Raw genomic sequence first — 12454 nt, forward strand, 5'->3', positions numbered from 1 at the left:
ATTGCCTCACGTTCACTCTTTACTTACTTAACAGAATTAACCATTAATTTGGAAAGAAATTTTATTTTGCACACCGGCTACTTCAACGGCTTCGCCATTAACAACGCGCGGTTTATATTTAAACTTAAGGGCCGCATCCATCGCTGCTCTGTCAAACAGTGACTCTGGCTCGGCTTTAATAACTTGTGGCTCTTTCACTGTGCCTTGCTTGGTCACTGTAAACTCAACAATGACATACCCTTCAATACCACGCGATAACGCACGCCTTGGGTATACCGGTGCCACTTTTACTATGGGTAAATACTCACCATCACTGGTTTCTAACGCTAATCCACCCGCTAGATTTACATCAGCATCGACATTGGCAGCAAAATCAAAGTTGTTGCTAGCAGCGTTGTTATCGCTACTTTGCATTTGTGGCGATTCCATTGGCGGAGGTGGTTCTTTAGGTGTTGGTGGCTTTTGTGGTTTGCGCTCCTTTTTTTGTACCGTTTCTTCTTTTTTCAAACGGACAAAATCCAACACATTCCCTTTTGCAGGCTCCGTCATGGCGCCTTCTCCGCCGGTGATCAATGCCTGCATACCTAAAAACAGCATAAAGGTCACCACACCCGCTATAATTAACGCAAGTACATAACGCATCACTCGTTACCCTTCTTGAGCCGCTATTGAAACATCAAATACACCCGCTGCACGCGAGGCATCCATCACTTTTATCAAGGTTTCTGTAGTGGCTTTTTTATCGGCCTGAATAACCACACTGCCTTGTGGATTTTCAGCTTTTAAACGTTCAATGTTGGCTTGTACAGCACGTACATCTATTTGACGTTTATTGATCCAAATTTCGCCTTGATCTGAAATAGCTACTAATATGTTAGCCCGCTCTTTTTTAACAGCCGTTGCTGCTTCTGGGCGGTTTACATCAATACCGGCTTCTTTTACAAACGAGGCTGTAACAATAAAGAAAATAAGCATAATGAATACAACATCCAGCATAGGAGTCATGTTTATTTCTTCTGCTTCATCTTCTTGGAATAAATTACCTAATGGGGCTCTCATTTTACTTCTCCTAGAACAAGCGGTGATTATGTACACCGCTTTTCAATAATTATTTAGTGGTCTAACACCATTGTGTCTTGCAACAATTCAACTTCACGCTTTGCTTTACGCTGTAAATAGGTTGAGGCAAACACCCCAGATAACGCACCGACCATTCCTGCCATTGTCGGTATGGTTGCTTTTGACACCCCCGATGCCATAGAGCGTGCGCTGCCTGTACCTGTAATGGCCATTACATCAAAAACTTCTATCATCCCTGTAACTGTGCCAAGCAATCCTAATAGTGGACACAGCGCTACCATCACATTAATCAGTGGTAAGTTTGCGTTTAATCGCATACTTGCGCGTGACACCATGGCCTGGCGTATTTGCTCTGCGTTCCAGCTGTTGCGTTCACTGCGCGTTTTCCACGTATTTTTAACGTCTTTTTTGTAGTGTCGATAGCCATTAAAAAAGTACATAAATCGCTCGAGTATCAATAACCACATCGCGAAAATTAACACGGCAATGACCAAGAGCACTTGGCCACCCGTGTCGAGAAAATCACGGATAGCATTGATTGAATCAATCAATAGCACCATGGTTTAAGCTCCTTTCTCGCTTCGCTCGGCAATAATACCTGCACTTTGTTCTTGTAAAATAAGCAGTAAGCCTTTTGAGCGAGTATTCAATAAGGTGTATAAAAACACCGTAGGGATAGCAACAACAAGGCCTAATACTGTAGTAACCAGGGCTTGCGAAATACCGCCTGCCATTAGTTTAGGGTCACCAGTGCCGAATAAAGTAATTGCTTGGAAGGTATTAATCATCCCAGTTACCGTACCGAGTAAGCCCAGCAATGGCGCTACCACAGAGATAATTTTAATAAGCGTTAAATTACGGGTGATTTTTGGCATTTCGCGTAAAATGGCTTCGCTTAACTTAAGTTCAAGCGTGTCGTACGCCACATTAGGATACTGGTCTTTCACTTTCATGACGCGCCCTAGCGGGTTATCATCACGGGCTGTATCGTCTTTTAATTGACGACGGATTTTTCCACCCATCAGCAAGAGCGATACAAAACGCTCTAACGCAATTAATAACGCTAATAAGCCAACGCCTAAAATAACGTAACCAACTGCGCCACCTTGATGAACTTGCTCGCTGGTATCAGGGGCTTGTACTAACAAACCTAAAATTGAACCACCAGTTGGGTCAAGCGCAAACGGCACCACACCGGTGTTTGCTTGCTGCAAATCAGCCGCAGTCGCAGTAAAGCGGCTGCTTGGTTGGCGAGTAAGTTGGCTAATAGTATTGGTAGAAGGTGTATACTCTAGGTACTGACCGTCACTAATAAGGTTAAATGCACCCACACGTACCACTTCTTTTTGTACTTTATTGCCACCGTCAACAATTACATCAGTACTGAAGCGGCTTACTTTTCCTTGTTCGGTCATTTCGCGTTGTAGCTCAAACCAAACCTTTTCGATATCTTCAATAGACGCAAGCTTTGAGGTAGAACCCATTTTTTGCGCCAATTCGTCCATAAAAGTACTACGCCCAGGTAACTGGGCCGATACCACCGAGGTTGCAAACTTATTGCTAGAATCTCCAGCAACTTGTTGTAGCACACCAAATAGCTCTTTTAATGACCCCATACGCTTTGATAAAGTATCGGTCAGGTTTGCCAATTTAATTTCGTTTTCTTCAAACTGCGTTTCTAAACGCTCTGACTCGCTAAGCATTTGGTTTCGTTTAGCTTGGGTGTTTTTAAGCATTTGCACTTGTTCATTTTGACGTGCTGCAAATTCTTGTTCGCGTTGTTTATTTTGTTCTGATTGCGCTGATTTACCCTGCTCTAACGTTTTTAATAAGGCATCTAAGTTCATTGGTTCAGCGGCACACATCGCACCTGAAAAACCTAAGCTGGCTGCAAACACGGCCATTTTTGTCATTTTTGTTAATAATTTCATGGTAAACCTCTTATTCTGCAGCATGAATTGGCAGTGTTAACATATCGGGGGCTAGTTGTTTGCGCGCAATGCGAAGCCCTTTATTAATTTGGCTAATGGTTGAATCAGGCAGTGCAACAAACGACTGTGACTGTTGATCCCAACTACCTGCTTGTTTACCATCGCGGGTAAGGTAAATGAGTTCTAAACGGCCAATGCGTAAAAAATCAACTTCACGTTCTTTATTGTCCACGTCAAGCAATGCGGTATACGCTTCAATAGTGCGTCCGTAATCAACTTCAACTTGATAAGCTTCTAAGACACGACGGAATTTTTCACTTGATGAAATATCAGCACGCTCCATCATTGCATTTAACGATTCAAGACGCTGCTTACGTTCTTGTTTTAAAAACGGCACATCTAAGGCAATAAACTGTTCAAGCCCGGTGATCATGCGAAGCATTAAAGGGGTTATTTGGCGCTCAATAATCGATACCTGATCCATTGATAAATTAAGCGATTCCATCTCTTCTATTTGGTTATTTAACTGTTTTGTCAGCTGTGCGTTATAAACGGCTAAACCATCTATTTCTTTATTTAGGGTTTTAAATTGCTGTAAACGCCCTTGCATTGAATCTGCAATCTTGTCTATTTTTGTTTGTGATTGCGCAGCTAAATTATTAATGTCGCTACTTTTATCAATTACCGTGTTTAAATCATTGGCGTGGACTGCTGCACTTGCGGCTACAATACCAGCTAAAATTAATGGTTTAACGCCTTTCATCGTATACACCTTTGCTCGTTAATTAGCGGATTTGCTAGTGTTTATTAGTCGCTTTAGCCTGTTTATGAAAAAACATTTTAAAGCGAGATAGTTTCAATGAGCGAAAGTGTATAGATTAAAAATGACAAGCGTGTTGCGTAAAAAAGTCGCTTTTATGACAACGGTAATAAATTAGCCTTATTGGCTGAATTTAAAGTGCAGGGTAATGTTTGAAGCGTAAATTTTATAAGTAAGACTGTATTTCACTAAGGGTATGCTGCCAATCTATGTAGTTAATAGCAATAGGGTAAGCACGGTTGTTATGTATTAATACTAACGAAGGGAAACCTTGAATAGGTAAACTGCGAACAAAGTTAAGCTCATCATCAAAGCGACGCTTAAGTTCCTTAGAGTGTAACTGCTGAGTAAATAAACAGGGATCTAAACCAATTTTTTCGCATAGTTTAATAAGCACGTCTTCATCCGATGGATTCTGCGCCTTTAAATAATACGCTTGTTGAATGGCGTTAATCATCTGTGGCTCTTTGTTAAAGCTACGAGCAATTAATGCCGCCCTACAAGAAGGATAAGTAGAGCGGCGTGGTTGGCATTCTCGCCAAAAATTAAAATTAAACTTAGTACCTAATTGGTTGCTAATGTTTTGCCAAATACCTTGTAGTTGCAACTGCATATCAGTGCCCATTAGCTGGTCGCTATCTGCCGCCAACCCTCCGACTCTATATTCTATAGGCAGAATATTTACTAAAGCAGCTTCAAGCTTTTGCCAAGTAGGTTTATAACCCCAGCACCAGCTACACATAGGATCATGCACATAAATAAGCTTATTGACTGACATGCTCGCCCTGCGCAAATATGACTTTATTACGCCCTTGTGATTTTGCCTGATATAAATATTCATCGGCTTGTTTTAATGCACTGTTGAAGTCGTCAACATGATTAGCTTGTGCAATGCCAATACTGCAGGTTAACGATACTCGTTGTTGTTTATCAGTTAACATTACATGATGTTGCACGCATTCTCTAAAGCGATTAGCTAAAATACTGGCTTCAATGGTCGTTAGCTGCGGTAAAATTACTACAAACTCTTCACCACCATAACGGGCTTTAAGGGCGGTTGCAGGAAACTGCGACTCTAATAATTTAGTGAACTCTATTAATACGGTATCACCAAAATCATGACCATAGGTGTCGTTTAATTGTTTAAAGTTGTCTAAATCTAGGAGCAATATAGACAGCGGTAAATAATGTGCAGGTCGCGAAGCGGCGAGCTTTAAAAAATGAGAGGTAATAAAGCGACGGTTGGGTGCACCTGTGAGCTGATCTGTATAGGCGTATTGTTTTTGCTCTAAGGTAATATCAGCAATGGCAAGGTGGCTTCGATGACGAAAATACTCACCGATAAAAGAAAAGACCAACACGAGTGAAAATGCAGCAACAAAACGGGTTTTTTCTACCTCACCATAAATAACCTGCCCCATATCGGGGCCATACAACATAACAATACAGCACAATAACATGGCACTGCTTAACCACGCGCCAAACTTAACACCCAATATGGCGAAAACAGCAACAGGATAAAACATTAGCCAATATAACGCAGTGTTATCTTTACCGCCTGTGTACACCAATGCTAAACACATCAAAAATACAATCATCAGAGTAATTAACGCAATAGCATTGAGCTTTTTGGTTTTTATAAAATAAGCGATGCACCCTACAATCGTTAAGTTAACTAAAATTAATGCGGCAGTTAATATAGGTGCATAAACGCAATAATTTGCAATCACCAAATAAGTAATTAACACCAAGGCAATCGCTATCATGGTAAATAAAGAAAACGCTTGGCGTTGTCTATCAAAGCTATAAACACTGTCAATATTAACTAGACTAAGCCAGTTTGGTTTATTTATTTTTGTTTTATTGATCATACTTTGAATTTTTTAACCATCCGTTCTAAGTCGCTAAATTGATGCTTAAGCTTGGTACATTCCTCTAAAGTAAGGTTAAGGTTAGATTGACCTTGAGTAGATAAGTCGCTAATAACATGAATATCTGAGTGTAATGATTTAACAACTTGGTTTTGTTCATCTGTGGCATTAGCCACACTATGATTAGCATCCGTTATTTGCCTTATCGCACTAATTATTTGCTTCATTACGTCGCCGACGGCATCCGCTTGCTGAACACTTTTTTCACTTTCTTCTAAACTGGTTTTCATCAGTTCAACGGCAGAGCTTGAGCCTTTTTGCAGTTCAATAACCGTATTTTCAATTTCTTGCGTTGATTGTTGAGTGCGTTGTGCTAATTGTCTTACTTCATCGGCAACAACAGCAAACCCTCTTCCCGCTTCCCCCGCACGTGCGGCTTCTATCGCTGCATTTAAAGCGAGCAAGTTAGTTTGTTCACTCACTCCTTTAATTACCGCTAATACATTACCGATATTGGCGGTATGTGAATCTAAACTATTAATTGTTTCTTGCGCTTGCTCTATATTTTGCGAAAGTTGATGAATGCTTGATACGTTGTTAGTCAGTGTTTGCTGATTTTTAGCACAATATTGATCAGCATCTTTAGCAAGCGTTGAGGCATTACTTGCACTGCTTGAAATTTCTGTGGCGGTAGCAGAAAACTGATTAATTGCCGATGCTACGCTGTTAGTACGTTCACTTTGATCGTCATACATAGTCAAGGTTGAATCTGTTTGCGTAACCAGCTTAGCAACAGCTGTTTCTAACAATTGCGCTGAAGACTTAACTTGAACAATTGAATTTTGAATTTTTTCTATAAAAATATTAAATGAATTACTTAACTGACCAAACTCATCATCGTTTTCTACACTGAGGCGACGAGTTAAATCGCCTTCACCTTGAGCTATATCTCTAATAGCATCGTTTAAGCGATACATAGGACGCATTAAGTAACGCAATAAAAGCTGTAGCGCAAATACAATGACTAAGGTGCCTACTATTAAGTAAATCAGTGCTTTTTGACCAAATGCCGACACACTTTCGAAAGCCGTGTCTTTATTGATCACTGCTCCTAAATACCAATCAACATTTTCTATGCCATGAATTTTAGTAAATGACACTAAAACAGTTTCATCAGCAACTTGGTGCTCTGTAAAAGTATCAGCCAGCTCAATGTCTTTTCCAAATAATTCAGTAAGCGCTTTTGAATTTAACTTACTATTTGGATGGCTTAGTATTTGCCCCTTATGATCTAATAAAAAGCCATAACCTAACCCTAAAAAATCAATATTGTCGATAATTTTAGCTATGGTTTGCATATCAATATCAGCACCTGCAACTCCTTTAAATTGGCCATTAATATTTATGGGCGCAACAGCTGAAATGGTCAGTTCATTGGTGGTTACATCAATATAAGGGGTGGTGAATGCAGTGTTAGTTTTGTTTTCAACCAACTTATACCAAGGGCGGCTAGTTGCATCAAAATCGTCGGGTAAAATGACGCTTTGATCATTTAAAATAAACGCGCCTGAGGATTCGCCGATGTAAGTATTTTTAAAATCCCCTGCCATCTCTGCAGTATTTAATTGCGATAATGTAAGCGCTTTAGCGTCTGTGACTCGATAGGTGTTTGCCAGCGAGATAACAATGGCTAACTTGTTATTCAGCCAGCTTGCAATGTTCTGCGAGACAGACTGGGAACTTTGTTTTAATACTAAAGATAGCTGCTCTTGAGTTTGATGACGCATTGAAAAATAGTTGTTAATAGTGAAAACACCTAACACTAAAACTAAGACCAATGACGCAGCGATGGTGATTTTGGAGGTGAATTTCAGCGAGCTAAACATAAGTACCTTAAGGATTAATCATTATTATCACTGTCTTTTTAACAAATTTTTAACTGAAAGTCTTAGCAAATATAAGCTGGGATTGATTAAATTATAAAAAATAATAATAAAGCATTATTTATTATATACAGAAAAATATCTATAAAGTGATTTTTTAATAGCGACGGTCTAGCTAGTTGCAAAGAAAGACTCTATGCAACTATGCCTTTTAGGAAAGTAAAAAGATTAAAATTTGAATTTAATAATGACGTTACACTGAGTAATTATTATTTAAATCACTTTTTCCATTTCATTTTATTATTGGTATCGCGTGATGAAATAATGGTTTCATTACTGCTTTGAATCCCGCCCAATTTGGAGAGTCGGTCATAAAGTACAACATTACAGGTTGCCGCTAAATTCATACAGCCGATAGTAGGAATATACACCACTTCGTCGCACCATTTTAAAACATCTTTAGGCACAGAGCCATCTTCTGGACCAAATACATAAAATGCGTTCTCAGGGTGAGTAAATTCGGGCAAAGGAGTGGCACCTTCAATTAACTCAATTACCACTACTTTTGAACCTTGTGGCTTGACTGATGCTAAATCGTCAGTGGCGGTTAATGGAATGCGTTGCACCACATTTTTCGTATCCGTATGAAATTTTTGTGCATTTAAATAACGGTTGCCGGTAAAAAACACCTGCTTGGCGTCATAACAACCTGCTGCGCGTAATACACCACCCACATTGGTTGGGCTTTTAGGGTTTATTAAACCAATACTTGCTTGTAACTTACTCACTAGTTGCAATCCTTGGTTGGCCACTCGGCAATATACAAGTCAAAATCGTCTAATTTTACATCACAATCTTTTACTGTTTTATCTTTGACTGAAATGTTTAGCTCATGCATTTTAGTTTTATCGCCGTTATTAAGTAACGGGTGCCACGTTGCTAAACCGCGCCCTTCATGAAGACGGCGGTAGCTACAGCTTTGGGGCATGAAAAAGATGTCTTTTAGGTTTTCTTTAGTGAGTTTAACGCACGAAGGGACTAATGTTTGGCGGTTTTCGTATTCACTACAGCCACAGGTATTGTTATCAAGGTATTGACAAACAATGTTGGTAAATATTAGTTGCTCGCCTTCTCTTAGCTGATCGGTAGCAGTAAAGTCATCTTCGTCCTCACTGTCAATAAAGGTGTTTAAACAACACTTTCCACATCCATCACAAATGGCTTCCCATTCTTGCTGGTTCATTTCATTCAGGCTTTTACTAAGCCAAAATTGGGTATTTGCTAATTGTTGATCAAACATGGTGTTCTCGCCCCTTTTAAGAGCGCGCATTCTAACGTATTGCAGCAAAGCGCGCAAAGCCAATCCCTAATATCTGCATGGCTTCGCGCGATTTTATTACTGCTGAGATTTAACCCAACGTTTAATTTTTTTCTCCAGAATAGGCATAGGTAGTGCACCATCAATCAATATTTGCGTATGAAACGCTTTAATGTCAAATTGCTCACCTAATTGCTGGTGGGCGTAATTTCTGAGCTCTTTAATTTTAAACTCACCCAATTTGTACGATAGTGCTTGGCCTGGCCATGCGATATAGCGTTCAACTTCAGCAATAACATCACTTTTTGCCATTGAAGAATTTGCTAGCATGTAATCAATGCCTTGTTGACGTGTCCAACCTTTGGCATGAAATCCTGTATCAAGCACTAATCGCATCGCTCTTAGCTGCTCATCGCTAAGACGCCCGTACCACATATACGGGTCGGTAAATAAACCCAATTCTTTGCCTAAGCTTTCTGCATATAATGCCCAGCCTTCAGCAAACACGGTATAGCCGCCAAATTTACGAAAATCGGGCAAGCTTTGCACCTCTTGTTGCAGCGCTATTTGAAAGTGATGACCAGGAGCGGCTTCATGAATAGACAGTGTTTCGAGTAAAAACTTAGGCTGCGCTTTTAAGTTGTATGTATTGATGTAAAATATGCCTGGGCGCGAACCATCAGGAGCGGGTCCTGCATACGACGCTCCCGCAGCTGATTGGGCTCGATACGCTTCAACCGCTTTGACAACATAAGGTGCTTTAGGCTCAATATTAAATAACTTTGGTAAGCGAGCGTCTATTTTTAATTTTATCTTTTCATAGGCAGCAATTAACTCATCGGCCGTTTTGTAATAAAACTCATCGGAGTCACGTAAGTGGTTAAAAAAGGCCGATAAATCACCTTCAAATCCGACGGTGTTTTTCACCGTTTTCATTTCACTTAAAATTCGAGCCACTTCACTTAAGCCAATTTCATGAATTTCATCCGCTGATAAACTTAACGTAGTATTTTTCTTTATTTGGTATTCGTACCACGCTTTACCATTGGGTAAATCAGCATAACCAACAGAATCGCGGGCATAAGGAATATAATCGTTAAGTAAGAAATCGCTCATTCGCTGATATGCAGGCACTAATTTATCTAAGATCAGTGTTTTATACTGCGATTTTAGCTGTTGCTTTTCATCAGCTGAAAAAGAGTCGGGCATGGCTTTAATGGGCGAATAAAAGAGAGAATCTTCTGCGCTTGTAACAACATGCGCTTTAAATTGCGGGAGTAATTTTTTTGCTAATGGCATAGGCAGTACCACATCGTTTTTAACGCCTTGCGCCATTGATTGTTCAACACTTGCAAGCCATTTAACGAAACCATCTGCACGCTTGATAAAATTTTCGTAGTCGGCAACAGTATTAAAAGGCTGAGCACTTTGTCCTGAACCAAATCCAGCGAAGGTATTATGCGCACCCGACATTTGATTTATCGGTAACAAATAATTTTTATATTGCATCCCCTCAAGCTTGAGGGCTAAATCTCGGGATAACACTTCAAAATTCAGTAGCGCTTGACCGGTCAGTTGTGATTCATCAATCAGGGATAAGCGTTGTTGATATTTTTTGTAGAAAGCGGCTTTCTTATCGCGATTAAGCTGCGATATCACAGGCAAAAATTGATCATCAAATTCATGGCGGCCATTATAAGTAGCGCTTAATGGATTAAAAGCTAATGATTCATCGTAGTACTGAGCAACGAGCACATCTAATTGCTGCTCGGCTGATAATTCGCTTATTACAGGTGCAACTGACTGATTTGTGTTTAATTGTGAGCTGGTGCTCATACAACCACTTAAGGCAAACATAACGCTACTGGCAACCAGAGCTATTTTAATAACTTTCATAAATTCCCTTGTTAGTTTTTACCCGCCAATTATGCGGTTTTAAATAACTTAAATAAAGCAATTACGGTCAATGCTATTCGTCGCTACATTATTTACTCAATAGCGCATGGTTGCTACATTCAAGTGAATGAAAATAATTATAATGACTAAAACATGAAAAAACATTTATTGACTCTATCAATCGCATTAATGAGCTTAACCAGTGCAAGTACACTAGCCACAACCTATATATCGGCCAAAGCTTTACTAGATGTTGAAACAGGCGAACTTAAGGCTAATCCGCTGATTGCTATAGATAACGGTGTTATTAGCCAAATCCAATTTAATAAAAAGCCCAAGCTTAGCAGTAATGATGAACTGATAAACCTACCCACACTCACCCTGTTGCCAGGGTTAATGGACATGCACGTACATTTAACCAGCGATCCAACCGTGTCTCGTAGTGAACGTTTAGGGCAATCTGTTCCGCGAATGGCCATTAAAGCCAGCTATTTTGCTAAGCAAACCTTAGAAGCTGGATTTACTACAGTAAGGAACTTAGGTGCTGAGGGCTACAGTGTTATTGCGGTGCGAGACGGTGTTAATGCCGGTGATATTATCGGCCCACGCATTTGGGCTGCAGGGCCTTCTTTGAGCATTACTGGTGGGCACTGCGATAATAATCGCTTACCTCCAGAGATGAAATTTACTGCCACCGGCGTTGCTGATGGCCCATGGGCAGTACGTATTAAAGTGCGTGAAAATATAAAATATGGCGCTAATGCAATCAAACTATGCGCCACAGGTGGGGTATTTTCTAAAGGAACAAAAGTCGGCATACAGCAATACGCCTTTGAAGAAATGAAAGCCATTGTTGATGAAGCGCACATGCGTGAATTACCTGTTGCCGCTCACGCACACGGCACTAAAGGTATTAAAACGGCGATTAGAGCCGGTGTAGATAGTGTTGAGCACGCTAGCTTTTTAGATGATGAAGCGATTGCGCTTGCAAAAGAGCATGGTACTTGGTTATCGATGGATATTTATAATACAGAGTATACGCTGAGCTTTGGTGAGCAAAATGGTGTTGATGAAGAAAACCTAAATAAGGAACGTCTGGTATCAAAAAAACAACGTGATAGTTTTAAACGCGCTGTTAAAGCTGGGGTAAACATGGTGTTTGGTACCGACGCAGCAATATATCCACATGGTGATAATGCTAAACAGTTTTCCCGTATGGTTGAATTTGGCATGAGTGAATTACAAGCAATTCAAGCGGCGACCATTAATAGTGCTAAATTATTAAAAGCTGATAAACAACTAGGGCAAATTAAAACTGGTTTTGCAGCTGATATCATAGCGGTAGATACTAATCCATTAAAAAACATTTCTACACTAGAGCAGATCCCATTTGTTATGAAGGCGGGTGTGGTTTACAAACAGTAAGCCCAAACGTTTCTATAAGGTTGAGCACCGCTCAACCTTAAAATTTTTTGCAAATGTAGCTAAGCTGCTCGTTTAGCCATCAAAATTTTATTAAAAAATCTTTCTGCTAAACCAACTAACTACTGCAATCCCCCTTTGAAGTTTTCAAATATGATTACTTTTAAATCACATTGAATAACAATCAAGCAAACGTACCTATTGAAGTAAAAAAAATTGAACTTTTTATTTAA

Annotated in this window: 12 protein-coding genes; 1 reads left to right on the forward strand and 11 read right to left on the reverse strand. The window is 39.9% G+C overall.

Annotation, left to right across the window (positions count from 1 at the left end):
* Window positions 1–36: 36 nt before the first annotated feature.
* From P3J6_RS07280 to P3J6_RS07330, 11 genes are all read right to left on the reverse strand, one after another.
* Window positions 37–642 (reverse strand): energy transducer TonB, encoded by a 606-nt coding sequence (locus P3J6_RS07280; protein ID WP_008111498.1) that lies wholly within the window; start codon window positions 640–642, stop codon window positions 37–39.
* Between the two features lie 6 nt (window positions 643–648).
* On the reverse strand, window positions 649–1059 hold the full coding sequence (locus P3J6_RS07285; RefSeq protein WP_008111500.1) for an ExbD/TolR family protein: 411 nt from the start codon (window positions 1057–1059) through the stop codon (window positions 649–651).
* Between the two features lie 53 nt (window positions 1060–1112).
* On the reverse strand, window positions 1113–1640 hold the full coding sequence (locus P3J6_RS07290; protein ID WP_008111501.1) for a MotA/TolQ/ExbB proton channel family protein: 528 nt from the start codon (window positions 1638–1640) through the stop codon (window positions 1113–1115).
* Between the two features lie 3 nt (window positions 1641–1643).
* Complete coding sequence (locus P3J6_RS07295) at window positions 1644–3011, reverse strand: MotA/TolQ/ExbB proton channel family protein (protein ID WP_198522587.1); 1368 nt, start codon at window positions 3009–3011, stop codon at window positions 1644–1646.
* A gap of 10 nt (window positions 3012–3021) precedes the next feature.
* On the reverse strand, window positions 3022–3774 hold the full coding sequence (locus P3J6_RS07300; RefSeq protein ID WP_138606484.1) for a DUF3450 domain-containing protein: 753 nt from the start codon (window positions 3772–3774) through the stop codon (window positions 3022–3024).
* A gap of 223 nt (window positions 3775–3997) precedes the next feature.
* Window positions 3998–4609: a DsbA family protein gene (locus P3J6_RS07305; RefSeq protein ID WP_198522588.1), complete on the reverse strand. Its 612-nt coding sequence runs from the start codon at window positions 4607–4609 to the stop codon at window positions 3998–4000.
* Window positions 4596–5702, reverse strand: coding sequence for a GGDEF domain-containing protein (locus tag P3J6_RS07310; RefSeq protein WP_198522589.1), 1107 nt, complete (start codon window positions 5700–5702; stop codon window positions 4596–4598). The genes P3J6_RS07305 and P3J6_RS07310 overlap by 14 nt, the downstream gene beginning before the upstream one ends.
* Window positions 5699–7588 carry a methyl-accepting chemotaxis protein gene (locus P3J6_RS07315; protein WP_198522590.1) on the reverse strand — a complete coding sequence of 630 codons (1890 nt, stop codon included), beginning with the start codon at window positions 7586–7588 and terminating at the stop codon, window positions 5699–5701. Before P3J6_RS07315 ends, P3J6_RS07310 begins: the two co-directional genes overlap by 4 nt.
* A gap of 275 nt (window positions 7589–7863) precedes the next feature.
* Window positions 7864–8373, reverse strand: a complete 510-nt coding sequence (locus tag P3J6_RS07320; protein WP_198522591.1) for an RNA methyltransferase — start codon at window positions 8371–8373, stop codon at window positions 7864–7866.
* Complete coding sequence (locus tag P3J6_RS07325) at window positions 8373–8885, reverse strand: YcgN family cysteine cluster protein (RefSeq protein ID WP_138606494.1); 513 nt, start codon at window positions 8883–8885, stop codon at window positions 8373–8375. Before P3J6_RS07325 ends, P3J6_RS07320 begins: the two co-directional genes overlap by 1 nt.
* A gap of 96 nt (window positions 8886–8981) precedes the next feature.
* The gene (locus tag P3J6_RS07330; RefSeq protein WP_198522592.1) at window positions 8982–10799 is read right to left on the reverse strand and encodes a DUF885 domain-containing protein; all 1818 of its coding nucleotides are present in this window, start codon (window positions 10797–10799) and stop codon (window positions 8982–8984) included.
* A gap of 153 nt (window positions 10800–10952) precedes the next feature.
* Between P3J6_RS07330 and P3J6_RS07335 the strand changes: the two genes are divergently transcribed.
* Window positions 10953–12224, forward strand: a complete 1272-nt coding sequence (locus tag P3J6_RS07335) for a Xaa-Pro dipeptidase (RefSeq protein ID WP_198522593.1) — start codon at window positions 10953–10955, stop codon at window positions 12222–12224.
* Window positions 12225–12454 lie beyond the last annotated feature (230 nt).

This window comes from Pseudoalteromonas sp. 3J6 (assembly GCF_903995135.1).
In the GTDB taxonomy this organism is placed as follows: domain Bacteria; phylum Pseudomonadota; class Gammaproteobacteria; order Enterobacterales; family Alteromonadaceae; genus Pseudoalteromonas.